The sequence below is a fragment of the Bradyrhizobium sp. MI1.4 genome, assembly GCF_055811315.1.
Genome location: NZ_JBVVPP010000065.1, coordinates 11,948 through 31,231, shown reverse-complemented (window position 1 = coordinate 31,231; position 19,284 = coordinate 11,948). Strand labels below are relative to the sequence as shown.

Annotated in this window: 21 protein-coding genes; 14 read left to right on the top strand and 7 right to left on the bottom strand. The window is 64.0% G+C overall.

From position 1 onward, the window contains the following. A partial coding sequence (locus AC0L23_RS35945) for an FAD-dependent oxidoreductase (RefSeq protein WP_473358097.1) occupies positions 1-1,827 on the top strand: 1,827 nt, incomplete at its 5' end. A gap of 71 nt (positions 1,828-1,898) precedes the next feature. Here the strand turns inward: AC0L23_RS35945 and gstA are convergent. Beyond that, positions 1,899-2,513 (bottom strand): glutathione transferase GstA, encoded by a 615-nt coding sequence (gene gstA / locus AC0L23_RS35940; RefSeq protein ID WP_085357789.1) that lies wholly within the window; start codon positions 2,511-2,513, stop codon positions 1,899-1,901. Between the two features lie 126 nt (positions 2,514-2,639). Here gstA and AC0L23_RS35935 point away from each other — a divergent pair, with 126 nt between their 5' ends. The 3 genes from AC0L23_RS35935 to AC0L23_RS35925 all read left to right on the top strand — a co-directional run bounded on the left by AC0L23_RS35935 (position 2,640) and on the right by AC0L23_RS35925 (position 5,287). Next, positions 2,640-3,134, top strand: coding sequence for a MarR family winged helix-turn-helix transcriptional regulator (locus AC0L23_RS35935; RefSeq protein WP_007599417.1), 495 nt, complete (start codon positions 2,640-2,642; stop codon positions 3,132-3,134). 99 nt (positions 3,135-3,233) lie between these two features. After that, positions 3,234-4,604, top strand: a complete 1,371-nt coding sequence (locus tag AC0L23_RS35930) for a glutamate--cysteine ligase (RefSeq protein ID WP_018460014.1) — start codon at positions 3,234-3,236, stop codon at positions 4,602-4,604. A gap of 110 nt (positions 4,605-4,714) precedes the next feature. Beyond that, positions 4,715-5,287: a PAN domain-containing protein gene (locus tag AC0L23_RS35925; RefSeq protein WP_018460013.1), complete on the top strand. Its 573-nt coding sequence runs from the start codon at positions 4,715-4,717 to the stop codon at positions 5,285-5,287. 6 nt (positions 5,288-5,293) lie between these two features. Here the strand turns inward: AC0L23_RS35925 and AC0L23_RS35920 are convergent, their stop codons facing one another. The 5 genes from AC0L23_RS35920 to AC0L23_RS35900 form a co-directional block, all read right to left on the bottom strand. Continuing rightward, positions 5,294-5,860, bottom strand: coding sequence for a nucleotidyltransferase family protein (locus AC0L23_RS35920; protein ID WP_085357791.1), 567 nt, complete (start codon positions 5,858-5,860; stop codon positions 5,294-5,296). A gap of 8 nt (positions 5,861-5,868) precedes the next feature. Further along, complete coding sequence (locus AC0L23_RS35915) at positions 5,869-6,216, bottom strand: MmcQ/YjbR family DNA-binding protein (RefSeq protein WP_085357793.1); 348 nt, start codon at positions 6,214-6,216, stop codon at positions 5,869-5,871. A 9-nt stretch (positions 6,217-6,225) separates the two neighbouring features. Next, positions 6,226-7,002, bottom strand: a complete 777-nt coding sequence (lepB, locus tag AC0L23_RS35910) for a signal peptidase I (protein WP_027515268.1) — start codon at positions 7,000-7,002, stop codon at positions 6,226-6,228. After that, on the bottom strand, positions 6,999-8,426 hold the full coding sequence (gene tldD / locus AC0L23_RS35905) for a metalloprotease TldD (protein WP_473358096.1): 1,428 nt from the start codon (positions 8,424-8,426) through the stop codon (positions 6,999-7,001). Before tldD ends, lepB begins: the two co-directional genes overlap by 4 nt. A gap of 118 nt (positions 8,427-8,544) precedes the next feature. Continuing rightward, on the bottom strand, positions 8,545-9,090 hold the full coding sequence (locus tag AC0L23_RS35900) for an invasion associated locus B family protein (RefSeq protein WP_026233923.1): 546 nt from the start codon (positions 9,088-9,090) through the stop codon (positions 8,545-8,547). 449 nt (positions 9,091-9,539) lie between these two features. On the opposite strand from AC0L23_RS35900, the gene coxB reads away from it, so the two are divergent. The 9 genes from coxB (at position 9,540) to AC0L23_RS35855 (ending at position 16,630) form a co-directional block, all read left to right on the top strand. Beyond that, positions 9,540-10,379 carry a cytochrome c oxidase subunit II gene (gene coxB, locus AC0L23_RS35895; RefSeq protein ID WP_018460007.1) on the top strand — a complete coding sequence of 280 codons (840 nt, stop codon included), beginning with the start codon at positions 9,540-9,542 and terminating at the stop codon, positions 10,377-10,379. An 87-nt stretch (positions 10,380-10,466) separates the two neighbouring features. Continuing rightward, a complete protein-coding gene (ctaD, locus tag AC0L23_RS35890) occupies positions 10,467-12,092 on the top strand; it encodes a cytochrome c oxidase subunit I (protein ID WP_007605061.1) in 1,626 nt (541 codons plus the stop codon). Between the two features lie 60 nt (positions 12,093-12,152). After that, positions 12,153-13,097: a heme o synthase gene (locus AC0L23_RS35885; protein WP_085357795.1), complete on the top strand. Its 945-nt coding sequence runs from the start codon at positions 12,153-12,155 to the stop codon at positions 13,095-13,097. Next, positions 13,094-13,270, top strand: a complete 177-nt coding sequence (locus tag AC0L23_RS35880; RefSeq protein WP_026233922.1) for a hypothetical protein — start codon at positions 13,094-13,096, stop codon at positions 13,268-13,270. The genes AC0L23_RS35885 and AC0L23_RS35880 overlap by 4 nt, the downstream gene beginning before the upstream one ends. A gap of 5 nt (positions 13,271-13,275) precedes the next feature. Next, a complete protein-coding gene (locus tag AC0L23_RS35875) occupies positions 13,276-13,926 on the top strand; it encodes a cytochrome c oxidase assembly protein (RefSeq protein ID WP_018460004.1) in 651 nt (216 codons plus the stop codon). A 78-nt stretch (positions 13,927-14,004) separates the two neighbouring features. Next, positions 14,005-14,901: a cytochrome c oxidase subunit 3 gene (locus AC0L23_RS35870; RefSeq protein WP_085351973.1), complete on the top strand. Its 897-nt coding sequence runs from the start codon at positions 14,005-14,007 to the stop codon at positions 14,899-14,901. A 98-nt stretch (positions 14,902-14,999) separates the two neighbouring features. After that, complete coding sequence (locus AC0L23_RS35865) at positions 15,000-15,401, top strand: DUF983 domain-containing protein (protein ID WP_085351972.1); 402 nt, start codon at positions 15,000-15,002, stop codon at positions 15,399-15,401. Further along, on the top strand, positions 15,398-16,150 hold the full coding sequence (locus tag AC0L23_RS35860; RefSeq protein WP_085357797.1) for an SURF1 family protein: 753 nt from the start codon (positions 15,398-15,400) through the stop codon (positions 16,148-16,150). The genes AC0L23_RS35865 and AC0L23_RS35860 overlap by 4 nt, the downstream gene beginning before the upstream one ends. A gap of 114 nt (positions 16,151-16,264) precedes the next feature. Beyond that, positions 16,265-16,630: a nuclear transport factor 2 family protein gene (locus AC0L23_RS35855; protein WP_026233921.1), complete on the top strand. Its 366-nt coding sequence runs from the start codon at positions 16,265-16,267 to the stop codon at positions 16,628-16,630. A gap of 91 nt (positions 16,631-16,721) precedes the next feature. Here AC0L23_RS35855 and AC0L23_RS35850 read toward each other — a convergent pair whose 3' ends face one another. Then, positions 16,722-18,062, bottom strand: coding sequence for a histidine kinase (locus AC0L23_RS35850; RefSeq protein ID WP_085351970.1), 1,341 nt, complete (start codon positions 18,060-18,062; stop codon positions 16,722-16,724). An 85-nt stretch (positions 18,063-18,147) separates the two neighbouring features. Between AC0L23_RS35850 and AC0L23_RS35845 the strand changes: the two genes are divergently transcribed. Further along, positions 18,148-18,792 (top strand): response regulator transcription factor, encoded by a 645-nt coding sequence (locus AC0L23_RS35845; RefSeq protein WP_018459998.1) that lies wholly within the window; start codon positions 18,148-18,150, stop codon positions 18,790-18,792. Positions 18,793-19,284: the final 492 nt, after the last annotated feature.

Sequence of the window (19,284 nt, the reverse complement as noted above, 5' to 3'; positions counted from 1 at the left end):
TTTTTACCGCTGGGCGCCCACTTCCGGGGGGGGGGGTATAACCCCACCCCCCGCCGGGGGCGCCCCGCGTCAACGGGCGGCCTGCCCCGGGGCGCGGGCGCCCCCCCGCGGGGCCCGCGCCTGGTGCCGCCGCAGGACGCGATGACGATCCTGCTCAAGGGCGATCCGGTCACGATCGAGAAAGCCAAGGCGCTGAATCTGATCCACGCCATCGTTCCCGCCGCCGACCTCGTCAAGGCGGCAAAGGACTGGATCAAGGGCGGCGGCAAGGCTGTTGCGCCCTGGGACGAGAAGGGCTTCAAGCTGCCGGGCGGTCCGGTGTTCTCCAAGGCCGGCATGATGATGTTCCCGGCCGGCAACGCGATCTATCGCCGCGAGACCTACGACAATTATCCGGCCGCACGCGCGATCATGAGCTGCGTCTACGAGGGCCTGCAGCTGCCGATCGACGCCGCGCTCCGTGTCGAGTCGCGCTACTTCACCTCGGTGCTGCGCTCGAAGGAAGCGGCTGCGATGATCCGCAGCCTGTTCCTGTCGATGCAGGAGCTCAACAAGGGCGCGCGCCGTCCGAAGGATGTGCCGCCGACCAAGGTGAAGAAGATCGCCGTGATCGGCGCCGGCTTCATGGGCGCGAGCGTCGGCTATGTCTCAGCCCGTGCCGGTCTCGACGTCGTCCTGATCGATCGCGACCAGGAGAGCGCCGACAAGGGCAAGGCGCATGCGCAAAAGGTGATCGAGGAGCAGATCAAGAAGGGCCGCGCCAAGCCCGGCGACGCAGAAGCGCTGCTCGCGCGCATCACGGCGACCGCGGACTATTCCGCGCTCAAGGACGTCGATCTCGTCATCGAGGCCGTGTTCGAGGACCGCAAGGTCAAGGCTGATACCTTTGCCAAGGCGCAGGAGCACATGAAGCCGGACGTGATCTTCGCGTCCAACACCTCGACGCTTCCGATCACCTCGCTGGCGGAATCCTTCAAGGACCAAGGCAGGTTCGTCGGCATCCACTTCTTCTCGCCGGTCGAGAAGATGATGCTGGTCGAGATCATCCAGGGCAAGAACACCGGCGATCTCGCGATCGCGACCGCGCTCGACTACGTCCGGCAGATCGGCAAGACGCCGATCGTCGTCAACGACTCCAGAGGCTTCTTCGCCAATCGCTGCGTCGGCCGCTACGTCGCCGAGGGCAACGAGATGTTCCTCGAGGGCGTGCCGCCGGCGATGATCGAGAACTGTGCCAAGATGGCCGGCATGCCGGTCGGCCCGCTCTCGCTGTCGGACGAGGTCGCGCTCGACCTCGGGCTCAAGATCATGAAGGCGACGGAAGCCGACCTCGGCCCCAACGCCATCAATCCCGATCAGAAGAAGCTGATGGTGGAGATGGTCGAGAAGCAGGGCCGTCTGGGCCGCAAGAACAGCAAGGGTTTTTACGATTACCCCGAGAAGGGCAAGGGCCAGAAGAGCCTGTGGCCCGGCTTGTCCGCGCTGCAGCCCAAGCAGCTCGACCCAGATACCCTCGACGTCGAGGAGTTGAAGCAGCGCTTCCTGGTCGTACAGGCGGTGGAAGCCGCGCGCACCGTGGAGGACCACGTCATCACCGATCCGCGCGAGGCGGATGTCGGCTCGATCCTCGGCTTCGGCTTCGCGCCGTTCACCGGTGGCACGCTGTCCTATATCGACTTCATGGGCCCGAAAAAATTCGTCGAGCTTTGCCACAAGCTGGAAGCGAAATACGGCTCGCGCTTCACCCCGCCGAAACTCCTTGAGGAGATGGCCGCGAAGGGAGAAACCTTCTACGGCCGCTTCGCTCCGAAGAAGGCGGCGGCGTGATTCTCTGAACCCGTAGCCGGGATAAAAAATACGAAAGGCCGGATTTTCGATCCGGCCTTTCGCATGTGCGCTCAGGCAGCCTGAATCAGCCCTTCCTTCTTCATCGCTTCCTGCACCTGCGGCCTCGCCGCGACGCGGGACTTGTACGCGGCAAGGTTCGGCATGGCCGAGAGGTCGAACTTCATCCGGTCGCCCCAGGTCAGCATCGTGAAGAGATAACCGTCGGCCACCGTGAACTGCTTGCCCATGAGGTAGTCGCGGCCGGCCAGCTGGCTGTCGACGTATTTCAGCTTGCCCATGACGCGGTCCTTGAAGAAGGCCTTGGCCTCGTCGTTCAGCGTCGGCGCGAACATCGGGCCGAAGCTCTTGTGGACCTCCGAGGTGAGGAAGTTCAGCCATTCGAGCAGCTTGTAGCGCTCGGCGCTGCCGTGGGCCGGCGCCAGCGCCTTGGCTGAGGCCTGATCGGCGATCATCTGGACAATCACCGGGCCTTCGGTCACGATCTCTCCGCTATCGAGGCCCAGCGCAGGGACCTGGCCCTTGGGGTTCAGCTTCAGATAATCCTCACCGTTTTCGAGCTTCTTGGCCCGAATATCGACCTTGACCAGTTCATAGGGCAGGCCGGCTTCCAGGAGCGCGATATGGGGGGACAGCGAGCACGCACCGGGCGAATAGTACAATTTCATGGAATTTCCTCCTGTTGTTGCTTGGTTCAGGCGAAAGAACGACTACATGCATCTGCTTGAAATAGTCAAGATTGATGCAGGTGCATCGAATAGGGTAAGAGACGGGCGACGAGCTTGAGCGGGACCATGAAACGCAAACCATCGACCGAGGCGACTTCCGCCTGGATCCGCTTGATGCGGGTGCAGAGCCGTGTGCTCAATTGCGTCGAGCAGGACCTGAAGAAGGCCGGCTTCCCGCCGCTCGCATGGTATGACGCGCTGCTCGAACTGTCACGGGCGCCCTCGGGCGAACTCCGGCCGGTCGAACTCGAACGGCAGATGCTGATCCCGCAATATTCGACATCGCGGCTGATCGACCGCCTGGTCGACGAAGGCCTCGCCTCGCGGCGTGAATGCAAGATCGACAAGCGCGGCCAGTTCGTGGAGATCACGGAAGCCGGCCGCGAATTGCAGAAGCGGATGTGGGGCGCCTATTCGGCCGCGATCGAGAAATATGTCGGTTCGAAGCTGTCCGATGCGGATGCCGTGAAGCTCAGCGGTCTGCTCGACCGTCTGGGCTGCTCGTGCGGCGAGATGAAACTGCCGCCTGCCCACGTCAACGAAACCACGCCGTTGCGATGATCGCGCGGCAAACCAGCTCGTCCGTGCAGCCGGTGGCTGCGCGGACCATCCCTGTCACCCACGCGCGTTCGATCGAAGCGCTTTTGATTAGAGTCTGATATGGCGCGAGACCAGATCGATATGACGCCGCTGCAATCGCGCGACGAACTCGTCGCGTGGTTCGAGGCTGGTTGCAAGGACCCGTCCGAATTCCGCATGGGCACCGAGCACGAGAAGACGCCGTTCACGCTCGAAGGCCACCGTCCGGTGCCCTACGAGGGCGCGCGCGGTATCGGCGCGCTGCTCGAAGGCATGAAACTCCTGCTCGGCTGGGAGCCGATCATGGAGAAGGGCAACATCATCGGCCTCTACGACGTCACTGGCGGCGGCGCGATCTCGCTCGAGCCTGGCGGGCAGTTCGAACTCTCGGGTGCCCCCGTCGAGAACGTGCACCAGACCCAGAGTGAGCTGATGGCGCATCTGGCGCAGGTGCGCGAGATCGCAACGCCGCTCGGAATCGGCTTCCTCGGCCTCGGCATGACGCCGTCCTGGTCGCGCGCCGACATCCCGGTGATGCCCAAGGGCCGCTACAAGATCATGACCAATTACATGCCGAAGGTCGGCCAGTACGGCCTCGACATGATGTACCGGACCTGCACGGTACAGACCAATCTCGACTTCTCTTCCGAAGCGGACATGGTCAAGAAGCTGCGTGTCTCGCTTGCGCTCCAGCCGGCCGCAACCGCCTTGTTCGCCAATTCGCCGTTTACCGAGGGCAAGCCAAACGGCTTTCTCTCCTTCCGGTCCGAGATCTGGCGCGACACCGACAACGCGCGCGCCGGCATGATGCCGTGGGCATTCGAGGACGGCATGGGCTTCGAGCGCTATGTCGACTACGCGCTCGACGTGCCCATGTATTTCGTCAAGCGCGACGAGGACTACATCGACGTCTCGGGCTCCTCGTTCCGCGCCTTCTTCGATGGCCGCAACAACAATTTGCCCGGGGAACGCCCGACGCTGTCGGACTGGGCCAACCATCTTTCGACGATTTTCCCGGAGGTGCGGCTCAAGCGCTATCTCGAGATGCGCGGCTCCGACGGTGGCCCGTGGGGCCGTCTGCCGGCGCTATCGGCGTTCTGGGCCGGGTTGCTCTACGACGATGTGTCGCTGGATGCCGCCTGGGACCTCGTGAAGCACTGGACCGCGCATGAGCGTCAGGCGCTGCGCGACGACGTGCCACGCTTCGGGTTCAAGTCGCGAATCAAGGACCGCTATCTGTTCGAGATCGCCAAGGAGTGCCTCGTTCTGGCGCATGCCGGCTTGCGCCGGCGCGGCCGGATCGACCAGCTTGGCCGCGACGAGACCAGGCATCTGGAGCCGCTCGATCGCATTATCGATTCCGGCCGCACGCCGGCTGAGGAGATGCTCGACAAGTTCAACGGTCCCTGGAACCGCTCGGTGGAACCGGCCTACGCGGAATACGCGTTCTAGACCCAAGGCAAACGATCGGACTCGGGCCGTTCATCGCCCGTACAGGTTTGCGGCGATCAAATGGCCAGCTGAAAAACCCGAGCGTCGTCAATAACTCGAAAGCTGTTCCGATGGGGAAGGGCCGCCTGGCCGTCATGGCAAGCGTCCTGGCAGGCGTCGTAGCCTGCGCCGCGTTGCTTTCGCTCGTGTTTGCGAGCTGGCCTGCGCGCGCCCAGACGGCGTTCGATCGGCCAGGCGGAGATTATTTCAGCTCTCCGGTCACGTCGGGCGATCCCGAGGATTGCGCGCTGCTGTGCGAGCGCGACCGCCGTTGCCGCTCGTGGAGCTTCAACTATCCTGACATCGAAGGCGGCTCGGCGGTGTGCTGGCTGAAGAACACGGTGCCTGCGCGCGTGCCGGGAAGCTGCTGCATCTCCGGCGTGCGCGGCGCCGGTGTGATCGAGCCGCGTGTCGAAGGCGTGGAGACCTCCATCGACCGCCCCGGCGGCGATTTGCGCAATTTCGAGATGAAGGACGGCGAAGGCGAAGAAGCCTGCAAGGCCGTCTGCACCGCCGACAACAAATGCCGCGCCTTCACCTATGCCCGCCCGGGCTACACGGGACGCGAAGCGCGCTGTTTCCTGAAAAAGGAGATCAAGCCGCCGCGGCGGAAGGCGGGATTCACGTCGGGCGTGGTGAGATAGCTCGGATCATTCCGGCGCAATCACCGTAAGCTCGGGCCACAACGCCCTCCATCTCGCGGCCTTTACCGCGTAATTCGCTGCGGAGAAATTCGGGCTTGGATTGGGGCGTGCAATCAAGCCCGCCACGTCATCGAAGCCGTGCGGCGCATAAACGTCGAAACCGTCGTCCGAGCGCCGCACGCCCACTTGCGTGTTCTGTGTGAGGAAACGGTCGATACCGTCAGTCGAGCACGACAGCGGCGGATAGGGCAGGCCGTGCTTGGCCGGGTACCACAGATGCACGCGTGCCTGGTTGCGGGTCTCGATCTTGACGCCGAGATGATCGAGGCGCGCTTGCAGCTTGCGGATCACGACGTCCTCCGCGTCCCAGGAGGTGTCAGGGTCGAAGTAGAAGACGTCGTAATCGGCAATGCCGTGATCGATCGCACGGCCGGTGAGCACGTTCCAAACCGATTGCACGAGACATCCCGAGACCAGCCACGCATCGGGCAGCGCGAGCTGGTGGAGCTCATCGAGGATCGCGACGTTAATCGGGTTCTTTAGCGCCAGCGCGAGGAAGCGGGCCTCATCCATGACAGTCGTCACGCGCTCACGCGTGCATCATAATCCGCTCGCGCCGCCTTCGAAGCCAGCGCGCGCCAACACCGCCGCAGCAGCGACTCCACGATCGCGCGCTTTGCCTTGGACAGGCGGATCAGCACTATCGGATAATCGGCGTAGTGATCGGTGAAGTAGAAGATTTTTGGCTGGCTCTCGACCAGCATCGCGCGCTCGTCGACCGGGACGTCCGGCATCACCAGGCTGTCGCCATCTTCCTTCAGACGCGCCAGCATCTTCTTGCGCACCTTTAGTGCGGGCGTGCCGTAGGAGGTACCGTCCTCGACCTCCGGCCACGTCAGTGCGAATTTTCTGACGTCGTCGAAGGTCATGAGATCGGTTCAATGCACAGCGGTGAAAAACCGCGCCATGCGAAATCCGGACAGCCAGGTCCACACCGGCTGGCCCCGGATACCGAGATCCCAGGATCCAAGCACGGCATCTGCGCGGCCGACCAGATTGTCGATCGGCAACATGCCGACGCCGCCGGAGCGCAGGGGCACCCGGCTGTCGGCGGAGTTGTCGCGGTTGTCGCCGAGCACGAAGAGATGGCCTGCCGGCACCGTCACTTCCTGCGTGTTGTCGAGCGGACCGTTGTCGCGCATCTTGAAGATCAGATGCGAGACGCCGTTCGGCAGCGTCTCGACATAGCGATAGGCGGGTTCGCTGCCGCCATTGTCGTCCTCGGCGGCGCCAACGCCGTCCGGCTTCAGCTCGGCGGGGCGATCGTTGACGAAGAGCTGGCCTTGGCGCAGCTGGATGCGGTCGCCCGGCAGGCCCACGACGCGCTTGACCCAGGCCTGCGAGCGGTCGCCGGGCCAGCGGAAGACCACGACGTCGCCCTGCTTCGGCGTTTCCGCGAACACGCGGCCGCTCTCGGGCAGGTTGATCTGGATCGGCAGCGACGAGGTGCCGTAGCCGTAGGGGAATTTCGAGGCGATCAAGGCGTCGCCGATCAACAGCGTCGGCTCCATCGAGCCCGACGGCACGTAGAACGGCTCGGCCAGCGCACCCTTGGCGATGAACACCGCCGCGACGATGCCGGCGAGCTGCACCAGCTGGCCTGCCCAGCCGCTGCTCTTCCGCTTGGTGGTGACAGTTATCTTCTCGACGCTCATCCGCCTGTTCCACCCACCGTAATGCGTTCCATCAACAGCGACGGCTGGCCGACGCCGACCGGCACGCCCTGCCCGTTCTTGCCGCAGGTGCCGATGCCGGTATCGAGCGCGAGGTCGTTGCCGATCATGCGGATGCGATGCAGGTCGGTCGGCCCGTTGCCGATCAGCATGGCGCCCTTCAAGGGCGCGCCGATCTTGCCGTTCTCGATCTTGTAGGCCTCGGTGCACTGAAATACGTATTTGCCCGAGGTGATGTCGACCTGGCCGCCGCCGAAATTCGCGGCGAAAACGCCGTTCTTTACCGACGCCAGGATCTCGGCCGGATCGCGGTCGCCCGCCAGCATGTAGGTGTTGGTCATGCGCGGCATCGGCACGTGGGCATAGCCCTGGCGGCGGCCGTTGCCGGTCGGCTTCATGTTCATCAGGCGCGCGTTCTGACGGTCCTGCATGTAGCCGACCAGGACGCCGTCCTCGATCAGCACGGTGCGGTTGGTCGGCGTGCCCTCATCGTCGATCGACAGCGAGCCGCGGCGCGAGGCAATGGTGCCGTCGTCGACCACGGTGACGCCCTTGGCCGCGACCTGCTGGCCCATCAGACCGGCAAACGCAGACGTCTTCTTGCGGTTGAAGTCACCTTCGAGGCCATGTCCGACTGCCTCATGCAGCATCACGCCGGGCCAGCCGGCCCCGAGCACGACGTCCATCTCGCCGGCGGGGGCGGGAATCGATTCCAGGTTGACCAGAGCCTCACGCAACGCGCCGTCGGCGGCGTCGCGCCAGGACTTAGCTTCGATGAATTCGGCGTAGCCGGCGCGGCCGCCATAGCCCTTGCTGCCGCTCTCCTGGCGGTCGCCCTGACCGGCGACGACGGAGACGTTGACCCGCACGAGCGGGCGGATGTCGCGATAGCTCTCGCCGTCGGGCCGCAGAATCTCGACCACCTGCCAGGTCGCGCCCAGGCTGACGCTGACCTGCCGCACCCGCGAATCCTTGTCGCGCAGATAGGCGTCGATCTCGGCGAGCAGCTTGACCTTGGTCTCGAAGCCGGGGGCATCGAGCGGATTGTCGTCACTATAAAGCCGCACGTTGGTATGCGCAGGAGGCGCGGCGAAGCTGCCGGAATAACCGCCGCGCACGGCCGCGACCGCGTCCGCAGCGCGAATCAGCGCCGGCAGCGACACGTCGGAGGAATGCGCGTAGCCGACGGCGTCGTCCTTGACGGCGCGCAGGCCAAAACCCTGCGAGGTATCGTAGGTCGCCTGCTTCAGCCGGCCATTGTCGAACATCAGCGCTTCGGTCTGGCTGTATTCCAGGAACAATTCGCCGTCGTCGGCACCGGCAAGCCCGCGCGCGAGCTCGTTGCGAACCTGGTCGCGGTCGAGATTGGCGCGGTCGAGCAGGGAGGTTGTGGCAGGGTTGGTCATGCGTCCGTCCATTATCGGGGGATGTGAGGCAAGATAATGGTTTCCCGGCACTTCCGCGAGGGCGCCAAGTCTCACATTACGGAAACAATATGATTCGCGGGCCTAACCGCCCTTCGCACTACGGCAGCTTGTCATAGCCCTCGCCGAGCCCGTTCAGGCTGAGCGGGAAGCCGATGCCTTCTTCCGGGGTCTCGAAGATGATGAAGGTCGCGGTCTTGGCAGTGCGGAGCTGGCCGAGCAGCTTGTCGTCCATGACGACCTCGGCGACGCAGCCATTGGGCAGGCAGCGGACAAAGCCGGCACGGCCTACGTCCTGGTTGTCGAGCTTGAGGCCGAGGCCGGAGGGCAGGAGAACGCCGAGGGGGGCGACCACCCGCATCAGGCGGCTCTTCTGGTCGGCGGTCTTGAGAACGATCACGGTCAGGCCGGCGTTGGAGCGGTCTTCGGCCACCACGCTCTGGATCAGGGCGCATTGCTCGGACTGGGCGCCCGGCGGGGTGTCGCAGCGGATCTGCCAGTCGCCATGGACGGAGCGCACCGCGCCCTGCGCATGGGCGAGGCCCGGAAGCGCCAGGACGACGACCGCCGCCAGCAGAGCGGCCAGCATCGTGAGGCTGCCAGCCTGGCTTTTAGCCCGCCTTGCCATGGATCTCGAAAACCCCATCGGGTCGGTCCCTCTGCTCGCCTGGGTCGCTCGCGTCAGGCGGACTGATACGGGAATGACGGCGTCTTGAAGGCGATTCGCAAGCAAATTCCACGCCGCCCCGGCCGCAATCGCCCGCACGAATCAGGTTCCTGTGCGGCTGTGCGCCAAGTGCCTACCGCGGGCAATTCCGCTGTCAAGCGGCAGCATCCCGGGAAATGGTATTTTTGTCTGATGTTACTAGGAAATATCTTGCGGGTGATGGCTGACAGACGAGGCTCAAGACTGCATTGCGATAGATCAAGAATTATGGTTTGAGAGGCTTGATTTCGGCGTTCTAGCGATCTGGCCCCAATTCCTCTTGGAGGTATTCTTGCGCGGCGGTTTGTCAGACGGGGGGATCGAATAAAGCGTTTCCCGAAAATAGGGGAATGCACTTGGGGTGATTTCGTTAGGGGAGCGCGAACGGCATGAAGATGTCGATGGGCCCGGTGGGCCGGCACTTGCTGGGATTGGCCGTGGCGGGTCTGACGCTGGCGACGGGCGGTGCGGCATTTGCCGAGCTGGGGCAGCCGGCTGCGTGGGAGTGGACGCTTCAGCAGTCCGGGTCCCCGGTGATGGACAACATCGTCTGGTTCCACAATTTCCTGTTCGTGCTGATCACGCTGATCACGCTGTTCGTTCTGGCGCTGCTCGTGATCGTTGTCGTGAAGTTCAACGCGAGAGCCAATCCGGTGCCGTCGCGGACCACGCACAACACGCTGATCGAGGTGGCGTGGACGCTCGTGCCGGTGTTGATCCTGGTCGGCATTTCGGTGCCGTCGTTCCGCCTCCTGTTCCTCGAGCTCGACGTGCCGAAGGCGGATCTGACCATCAAGGCGACCGGCAAGCAGTGGTACTGGTCCTACGCCTATCCTGATAACGGCAAGTTCGAGTTCGACTCGCTGATGGCCCAGGACAAGCAGCCCCGTCTGCTCGGCGTCGACAACGAGATGGTGGTGCCCGTCAACAAGGTGGTCCGGGTTCAGGTGACCGGGGCCGACGTGATTCATGCCTTTGCGCTGCCGGCCTTCGGCGTCAAGATCGACGCCATTCCGGGCCGGCTCAACGAGACCTGGTTCAAGGCCACCAAGACCGGCATGTTCTACGGCCAGTGCTCGGAATTGTGCGGCAAGGACCACGCCTTCATGCCGATCGCCATCCGCGTGGTGAGCGACCAGGAGTTCGCCTCCTGGGTCGAGACCGCGAAGAAGAAATATGCGAGCGGCGGCACCAGCACCTACGCCTCCACGGCCGGCCCGACGCAGTGAGCGCCGGGCGCAGGGTTCGAGGAAACTGAAAGCGACATAAGGCGGGACCTCCAGAGGTCCGATCGGGACGCAAGGCAGGATTAGAAAATGGCAACGAGCGCAGCGGCACACGGCGATCACGCGCAAGACCACGGACATGACGAGCACGCCCATCCGACCGGATGGCGGCGCTACGTCTATTCGACCAACCACAAGGACATCGGCACGATGTACCTGATCTTCGCGGTCATCGCCGGCGTCATCGGCGCCGCGATGTCGATCGCGATCCGTGCCGAGCTGATGTATCCGGGCGTGCAGATCTTCCACGAGACGCACACCTACAATGTGTTCGTGACCTCCCATGGTCTGATCATGATCTTCTTCATGGTCATGCCCGCGATGATCGGCGGCTTCGGCAACTGGTTCGTGCCGCTCATGATCGGCGCGCCCGACATGGCGTTCCCGCGCATGAACAACATCTCGTTCTGGCTGCTGCCGGCCTCGTTCGCGCTGCTGCTGATGTCGACCTTCGTCGAGGGCGAGCCGGGCGCCAACGGTGTCGGCGCCGGCTGGACCATGTACGCGCCGCTGTCGAGCTCCGGCCATCCGGGGCCGGCCGTCGACTTCGCGATCCTGTCGCTGCATCTGGCGGGCGCCTCCTCCATTCTTGGTGCCATCAACTTCATCACCACCATCTTCAACATGCGCGCGCCGGGCATGACCCTGCACAAGATGCCGCTGTTTGTGTGGTCGATCCTGGTGACGGTGTTCCTGCTGCTGTTGTCGCTGCCGGTGCTCGCCGGTGCGATCACGATGCTGCTCACTGACCGCAATTTCGGCACGACGTTCTTCAATCCGGAAGGCGGCGGCGATCCCGTGCTGTTCCAGCATCTGTTCTGGTTCTTCGGTCACCCCGAAGTGTACATCCTGATCCTGCCCGCCTTCGGCATGGTCAGCCAGATCGTCTCGACCTTCTCGCGCAAGCCCGTGTTCGGCTATCTCGGCATGGCCTACGCCATGGTCGCGATCGGCGGCATCGGCTTCGTGGTGTGGGCGCACCACATGTACACGGTCGGCATGTCCTCGGCGACGCAGGCCTATTTCGTCGCCGCCACGATGGTCATCGCGGTCCCGACCGGCGTGAAGATCTTCTCGTGGATCGCCACGATGTGGGGCGGCTCGATCGAGTTCCGCGCGCCGATGATCTGGGCGGTGGGATTCATCTTCCTGTTCACCGTCGGCGGCGTCACCGGCGTGGTGCTGGCGAATGCCGGCGTCGACCGCGTGCTCCAGGAGACCTACTACGTGGTCGCGCACTTCCACTACGTGCTGTCGCTCGGTGCGGTGTTCGGAATCTTCGCCGGCTGGTACTACTGGTTCCCGAAGATGTCCGGCTACATGTACAATGAAGGGCTCGCCAAGGCGCACTTCTGGGTCACCTTCATCGGCGTGAACCTGGTGTTCTTCCCGCAGCACTTCCTCGGTCTGTCGGGCATGCCTCGCCGCTATGTCGATTATCCCGACGCGTTCGCGGGCTGGAACCTGGTCTCGTCGGTCGGCTCCTACATCTCCGGCTTCGGCGTGCTGATCTTCCTCTACTGCGTGATCGACGCCTTCGCGAAGAAGGTGCCGGCTGGCGACAATCCGTGGGGTGCAGGTGCGACCACGCTGGAATGGACGCTGCCCTCGCCGCCGCCCTTCCACCAGTTCGAAGTGCTGCCCCGCGTGCAGTAAGCCAATGCTCGCGGCGTCCGTGACGGGCGCCGCGGCTCGACAACCAAGCGAGTCAGTCTAGTGTCCGTCCTCGACCACAACGCCATCGACATCAATCCCCGCATCTCCGAAGCGGAGGTTGGCGATTACATCGCGCTCCTGAAGCCGCGGGTGATGTCGCTGGTGATCTTCACCGCGCTGGTCGGAATGGCGATGGCGCCCGGGCATTTCCACCCGGTGCTGGCCATCACCTCGCTGCTCTGCATCGCGGTCGGCGCCGGCGCGTCCGGCGCGCTCAACATGGCGCTCGAAGGCGACATCGATGCCAAGATGTCGCGCACGGCGAACCGGCCGATTCCGCGCGGCCGCATCACCCGTCCCGAGGCGATGACCTTCGGCATGACGCTCGCCTTCTTCTCGGTGATGACGCTCGGCATCCTGGTCAACTGGATCGCGGGCGCGCTGCTCGCCTTCACCATCTTCTTCTACGTCGTGATCTACACGATCGGCCTGAAGCGCTGGACCGCGCAGAACATCGTGATCGGCGGTGCCGCCGGCGCGCTGCCGCCCGTGGTGGCCTGGGCCGCGGTCACAGGCACGGTCGATGTCGAGCCGCTGCTGCTGTTCGCCATCATCTTCTTCTGGACGCCGCCGCACTTCTGGGCGCTGGCGCTGTTCCGCTCCGACGACTACGCGCGCGCCGGCATTCCGATGCTGCCCAACGTCGCCGGTCCCGACGCGACGCGGCTTCAGATCCTGCTCTATACCATCGTGCTGATCGCGGTCGCGGCCGCGCCCTGGGCGCTCGGCTACTTCGACGCCATCTACGGCATCGTCTCGCTGATCCTCGGCGCAGGCATGCTGGGGTTCGCCATCAACGTCTATATCCGTCGCGAGCGCAGCCAATCGCTGCGGGCGACCCGCAAGCTGTTTGCGTTCTCCATCCTTTATCTGTTCGCGCTGTTTGCGACCTTGCTGGCCGAGGTCGTGTTCCGGGCACTTGCGCCGATGGTAGGGGGCGCATGATCACAGGGATGGCCGACAAACCCGAGATAGACGGAATCGTCCTCACCGAGGCGCAGAAGAAGAGCCGTCGTCAGCGCTCGATCGCGATCGCACTCGCGCTCGGCGTGCTCGTAGTGCTGTTCTTTGCCGTGACCATGGTCAAGGGGCCGGCCGTGCTCGTCCGGCCGATGTAGGAAACATGGATCAGAAGCCGACCATATCGCGGGATCAGAGCCGGACGGCCACCAAGGGGCGCAGGCCTGCCAGGGGGCTTGGCCGCGACGTGGTGGTCGCCTCGATCTGCGGCGGCGTGGTCGCGCTGATGGTCGGCGCCTCCTACGCGGCGGTGCCGTTCTACAACTGGTTCTGCCGCGCCACCGGCTTCAACGGCACGACCCAGGTCGCGACCTCGGCGCCGGCCAGCGGCCCGATCGCACGCAAGATCGCGGTGCGCTTCGATTCCAACGTCGCGCCCGGCCTGCCCTGGAAGTTCGAGCCCGAGCAGAGCGAGATCGAGGTCAATATAGGCCAGGTCGTGACCGTCTTCTACACGGTGACCAACCAGGCCGCGCGGACCACCGCAGGCCAGGCCGCCTACAATGTCGCGCCGTTGACGGTCGGATCCTATTTCCAGAAGATCAACTGCTTCTGCTTCACCGAGCAGACCATGGCGCCGGGCGAGAAGCGCGAGATGCCGGTCGTGTTCTATGTCGATCCGTCGATTGCCGACGACCACGAGAACGACGGTCTCAACACGATCACGCTGTCCTACACGTTCTATCCGGTGAAGGATCCGGTGGTGAAGCCGCTCGCGGCCAGCGAAGACGACAAACGCAAGGGAAATCTCTGATCGCCGGGCTCACGCGCCGGGGTTGGAAATAAGGGGATAAGTGCCTGACAGGCACGGGATTGAGGAGCGAGACCGCAAATGGCAACGGCGCAAACCAAGCATCACGACTACCATCTGGTCGATCCATCGCCATGGCCCGTCGTCGGCTCCATCTCGGCCTTCATCATGGCGGTCGGCGCGATCACCTGGATGCACCACATGTTCTCGGCTGCGCCGATCATCTTCGGTGTCGGCACCGTCGGTGTGCTCTACACCATGGCGAGCTGGTGGGGCGACGTGATCAGGGAAGCCCAGTACAAGGGCGACCACACCCGCGTCGTGCAGCTGCATCACCGCTACGGCATGATCCTGTTCATCGCCTCGGAGGTGATGTTCTTCGTCGCCTGGTTCTGGGCCTATTTCAACGCGGCGCTATTCCCGGCCGACGCCGTCCACGCTACCCGCGATGCGGTGTTCGGCTGTGGTCTCGGGACCGCGGCCGGCGCCTGCACCGTGCCGGGCACCTGGCCGCCGCACGGCATCGAGACCTTCGATCCCTGGCATCTGCCGCTCCTGAACACGCTGATCCTGCTCACGTCAGGCACCACGGTGACCTGGGCCCACCATGCGCTGCTCGAGAACGATCGCCAGGGCCTGAAATATGGCCTGATCCTCACCGTCGTGCTCGGCGCGCTTTTCACCTGCGTGCAGGCCTATGAGTACAGCCACGCGGCATTCTCCTTCGGCGGCAACGTCTACGGCGCGACCTTCTTCATGGCGACCGGCTTCCACGGTTTCCATGTGCTGGTCGGCACCATCTTCCTGCTGGTGTGCCTGTTCCGCGCCTATGCTGGCCACTTCACGCCGACCCAGCATCTCGGTTTCGAGTTCGCCGCCTGGTACTGGCACTTCGTCGACGTGGTCTGGCTGTTCCTGTTCCTGTGCATCTATGTCTGGGGACACGGCGCCGAGACCATGGCCCACGGCGCGCACTGAGCGGGCTGACTTCCGATCGAGAAAGGGCGGCCCCGGGCCGCCCTTTTGCTTTTTTGCGCGCAGGGGTTTCGGCAGAAACTGTGATAGACCCTTTTGCCATGAACGAAGCCGCCAATACGTCCGAGCCGCAAGCCACCGTCCTGCAAAGCGCGCTGCGCGGACTTGCCTGCAAATGCCCGCGCTGTGGCCAGGGCAAGCTCTATGCAGGCTTCCTGACGCTTGCGCCTTGTTGCGAGCGTTGCGGCCTCGACTACGCCTTCATCGATTCCGGTGACGGTCCGGCGATCTTCATCATCATGCTGGCCGGCGCGATCGTGGTCGGCTGCGCGCTCGTCGTCGAGGTCAAGTACCAGCCGCCGTACTGGCTGCACGCGGTGCTGTGGCTGCCGCTGATCCTTGCGACTACCCTGCTGCCGTTGCGCGCGATGAAGTCGCTGCTGATCGCACTGCAATTCCACCATAAGGCGGCGCCGGGCCGGCTGGTCGACCGCGCGAAATGAACGAGACCGCGCGCAAGCCCCGCGTGGCCGGCTTCGCGCTGTTCACGCTTTTCCTGACCGCGGTCTGCGTCACGCTCGGCGTCTGGCAATTGCAGCGCCGCATCGCCAAGCACGAGCTGATCGCCGCACTGACCGAGCGCCTCGCGGAGGCACCGGTCGCTCTGCCGCCGCCGGCACGATGGGCCGCGCTAAGTCCCGCGCGCGATGAATTCCGCCGTGTCAGCTTTACCGCGACCTACGCGCCGTTGCCCGATGCGATGGTCTATTCCTCCGGATCCGCCGTGCGTAAGGACGCGTCGGGCCCCGGCACCTGGGCCTTCCTGCCGGCGCGGCTGCCGAGCGGCGAGACGGTGGTGATCGATGCGGGCTTCGTCGAAAACACCATGCAGGATCGCAGCGTCGAGGATCGCGCGGTCAGGAAGCTCGTCACCGGGCAGGCGGTCTCGTTCACCGGCTATCTGCGCTTCCCCGAGGCACCGGGCTGGCTGACCCCGGCGGAGAACCGCGGCAAGCGGCTGTGGTTCGTGCGCGATCACGTGGCGATCGCGAGCGCGCTGGGCTGGGGCGCGGTTGCGCCGTTCTATGTCGACCTCGAGCAGCCGGCGCCCGAGAATGGCATTCCGCGGCCGGGGCCGCTCGATGTCCATCTCAAGGACGATCACCTGCAATACGCCATCACCTGGTTCACCCTTGCAGGCGCCGTGCTCATCGCCTTCGCCGTGTGGGCAAGAGGGCGGCGGCGGGGCTGAGCTCCGTAGATCCACTTAGGGAACCCGGTATCGCCCGGGGTTTACCATTCAGCGCACATTCACGAGTGTGGTCCTAAGCCGCCAGTAATTTTCCGCGGCAGACAGGATTGCAGCGTGAGTGATTTCGACCAGATGGGAATTGTCGTCGATTGGGTGGATGCCTGCAGGAAGGGCGACCTCGCGACGCTCCTCGACCTCTATGCGGATGACGCCCAGGTCGAATGCACGTGCAACGGCACGCAGCGCTATCGCGGCCGGAGCGAGCTCGAAGCCTATTGGCAGCCGCGGCTCAGCGCTTTCTCGTCGGCCGGTTTCGGGTTGGAGGAAATCCATCCTGCACCCCACGGCGTCGATCTCGAATATTCCGTCGCCGGCGCGCTGCGCATTCGCGCCTCGTTTTGTTTCAGCCCCGACGGCAAGATCCGCACCACGCTGTGCGAGCCGGCGCGACAGAACGCGCAGCTTGGCTGTGCGTGCTAGAGTTTCCGTTCTGATTAATCAGAGCCGAACACCAGATTCTGTTTTGGCGTTTTCTTCACGCGAACCGGTATCCACTTCGCTCGAAAGCGCTTCAATCGCTGACCGGCGCCTCGCGTGCCGGTTCGGCGGGAAGGCGGCAGCGCACATAGGTTCTGTCGTCCACGCGCAGCAGTGACAGCGATCCGCTGAGTGCGCGCACGCGCTCATGCATGCCGGTCAGGCCGCGGCCGAACAGATTCCCTTCGGGAAAGCCGCCGCCGTCGTCGGAAATCTCGATGACGACCGTCTCGCCGGCGAAGGTCGCCTGCACATGGGCATGGCTGGCGCCGGCATGACGCAGCACGTTGGTCAGCGCCTCCTGAATCACGCGATAGACGGTTTGAGCCAGCGGCCCGTCGATCGCGTTGAGATTCGGATCGACCGTGTCCGTCAGGTCGATAGACGGCGCCTGCTTGCGAAAATTTCGGAGCAGCGTCTGCACACTGGTCTCCAGACCCAATTCCTCGATGTAGAGCGGTCGCAACCGGTCGAGGATGCGGCGATTGGTCTGCTGGAGCGCCTCGACCGATTGCAACACCTCCTGCGCCGAACTGCTGAGATTTCCCGCCGGGGGCGAGGCATCGACCAATGCGATCGTGCCGACGCGGATGCCGAACAGCAGCGGACCGAGTTCGTCGTGCAGTTCGCGCGCGAGATCGCGCCGCTCGTCGTCCTGGAGCGAGACCAGGCGGTGCAGCAGGTCGCGATTGTCCTGGCTCAACTGCACCAGCGTTTCGGCCAGCGCATTGGCCTCCTCGCAGCTTTGCCGGATTTCCGGCGGTCCCCCGACCGAGATCGGTGTTGCGTAGTCGCCGCGTCGTAGCCGCGTGAGGCCTGCGCCAAGATCCTGCAGTGGTCGCAGGGCTGATCCCGCAAACACATAGGCGACGACCCCTGTCAGCCCGGTCAGCGCGACGACGAAGCCGGCCAAGGCGAGGAAGCCCACCCAGGTCTCGAACAGCGCTGCGGACAGGTCCGGCACAAACACGATGTCGCCGAAATGCTCGCCGTTGAGGGATACCGGAAATGCGATGTGCAAGTCCGGAATGGAAAGGAGACTGACGAACCATTTTGGTGGGCCATGCGAACCTTGCAGGCCCCTCGACGCAAAGGGAGGAGCAACCGCTCCTGCAGGAAGGAATTGAATATCTGAGGACTCGTCCAGCATCCGGACGAAGTCATCCAGGGTCCTTCGCGGATGGTCGGATGAACGCAGAGCGTTGTTGAGGGCCTCGGCCACGGCTTTGGTCGATCGTTGGGCCGGCTGGTTCTCCTCGGCGAGCTGACCGGTCGTGAAGACGTGCAGCAGGACGCCGCCCATGATCAGCGCCGCCATGAACAGCAGGCCAAGCGGCAGAAACAATTGTGTACTGAAGGACAGCCGTTGCCACATTAGGTCAATTCTAACGCGCATCAGGGGATTTTGCTCTTTCCATTTGTTCCCGTCGGTTTATGAATCGAAAAACTAGAGAGTTACAATGCAAGATACTGCCAAGCCGGCGACCCGCGTCCTGATTGTCGACGACCATCCCGTGGTGTTGTCCGGTTGCCGCACCCTGTTCTCCTCCGACCATTCGATCCGGATCGACGAGGCGACCGACGCCAAATCCGGGCATCGCGCCTATGTCAGCAGGCGGCCCGACGTCACTGTGATCGACATCAGCCTGCCCGACGTCTCCGGCTTTGAACTGATGCGGCGCATTCGCAAGGACGATCCCGACGCCAAGATCATCATGTTCAGCATGAACGATGATCCAGCCTTCGTGGTGCGGGCGGTCGAGCTCGGGGCCCAGGGCTACGTCTCCAAGGGCGACGATCCCCGGATCCTGCTCAAGGCGGTGCGCAAGGTGGTTGCGGGCGACAATTTCATCTCACCGCAGCTCGCGGAAGCCGTGACGTTTTCCGGCGCGGCGATCAAGGCCAATCCTGCCTCGCAGATGACGCCGCGGGAGCTCGAGATTCTTCGCCTGTTGGGGCGAGGCGACAAGATCGTCGAGGTCGCCGAGGCGCTCGGCATCTCCTACAAGACCGTCGCCAACACCACCTCTCTGCTCAAGCAGAAGCTCGGTGCCAAGAACCATTCCGACCTGATCCGGATCGCGGTGGAAATCGGGATGAACTGACGCCTCGGGGCACCGAACCGGCTGCACCAGGATGCTGCCGGTTCGGCGGGCGGACCGGTCTCGGCGCTCAGCCGGGCAATGCATGGATAGCGCCGACACCATCCGCCGACACAATGAGCGCAGCCGTCGTTCGTTCCCGAACTGTGCTGTCGTTCGGGATATAATGGTAATGCGTGACGCCAAGCTGCTGGCGAACGTTTGCCCGCGCCGAAACGTGTCGGGAAAAACAGGAACATTTTCTCACACATTCCGTTTTGTCCCTTGACGATATCGTGACAGCCGACGAAAGCTTGCGCGAACAGTTTTTGCGGGTCGGTGACCCCAAGACGCCAAACCGGTCTGCACACAACGACAGACCTTCCAAGAGAGGGGGGGGGGGGGGGGGCGGGGGCGGTGGGGGGGGGGGGGGGGGGTGTTTGGGGGGTGTTGAGTTTGGGGGGCCCAGCCGGCCCCCGGGGTGGATGTGGCCGCACACAAATAAATTTGAGACAA

Coding starts and splice junctions, on each gene's coding strand:
- gstA (WP_085357789.1), bottom strand. CDS start 2,513: ATGAAATTGTACTATTCGCCCGGTGCGTGCTCGCTGTCCCCCCATATC.
- AC0L23_RS35935 (WP_007599417.1), top strand. CDS start 2,640: ATGAAACGCAAACCATCGACCGAGGCGACTTCCGCCTGGATCCGCTTG.
- AC0L23_RS35930 (WP_018460014.1), top strand. CDS start 3,234: ATGGCGCGAGACCAGATCGATATGACGCCGCTGCAATCGCGCGACGAA.
- AC0L23_RS35925 (WP_018460013.1), top strand. CDS start 4,715: ATGGGGAAGGGCCGCCTGGCCGTCATGGCAAGCGTCCTGGCAGGCGTC.
- AC0L23_RS35920 (WP_085357791.1), bottom strand. CDS start 5,860: ATGGATGAGGCCCGCTTCCTCGCGCTGGCGCTAAAGAACCCGATTAAC.
- AC0L23_RS35915 (WP_085357793.1), bottom strand. CDS start 6,216: ATGACCTTCGACGACGTCAGAAAATTCGCACTGACGTGGCCGGAGGTC.
- lepB (WP_027515268.1), bottom strand. CDS start 7,002: ATGAGCGTCGAGAAGATAACTGTCACCACCAAGCGGAAGAGCAGCGGC.
- tldD (WP_473358096.1), bottom strand. CDS start 8,426: ATGACCAACCCTGCCACAACCTCCCTGCTCGACCGCGCCAATCTCGAC.
- AC0L23_RS35900 (WP_026233923.1), bottom strand. CDS start 9,090: ATGGGGTTTTCGAGATCCATGGCAAGGCGGGCTAAAAGCCAGGCTGGC.
- coxB (WP_018460007.1), top strand. CDS start 9,540: ATGAAGATGTCGATGGGCCCGGTGGGCCGGCACTTGCTGGGATTGGCC.
- ctaD (WP_007605061.1), top strand. CDS start 10,467: ATGGCAACGAGCGCAGCGGCACACGGCGATCACGCGCAAGACCACGGA.
- AC0L23_RS35880 (WP_026233922.1), top strand. CDS start 13,094: ATGATCACAGGGATGGCCGACAAACCCGAGATAGACGGAATCGTCCTC.
- AC0L23_RS35875 (WP_018460004.1), top strand. CDS start 13,276: ATGGATCAGAAGCCGACCATATCGCGGGATCAGAGCCGGACGGCCACC.
- AC0L23_RS35870 (WP_085351973.1), top strand. CDS start 14,005: ATGGCAACGGCGCAAACCAAGCATCACGACTACCATCTGGTCGATCCA.
- AC0L23_RS35865 (WP_085351972.1), top strand. CDS start 15,000: ATGAACGAAGCCGCCAATACGTCCGAGCCGCAAGCCACCGTCCTGCAA.
- AC0L23_RS35860 (WP_085357797.1), top strand. CDS start 15,398: ATGAACGAGACCGCGCGCAAGCCCCGCGTGGCCGGCTTCGCGCTGTTC.
- AC0L23_RS35850 (WP_085351970.1), bottom strand. CDS start 18,062: ATGTGGCAACGGCTGTCCTTCAGTACACAATTGTTTCTGCCGCTTGGC.
- AC0L23_RS35845 (WP_018459998.1), top strand. CDS start 18,148: ATGCAAGATACTGCCAAGCCGGCGACCCGCGTCCTGATTGTCGACGAC.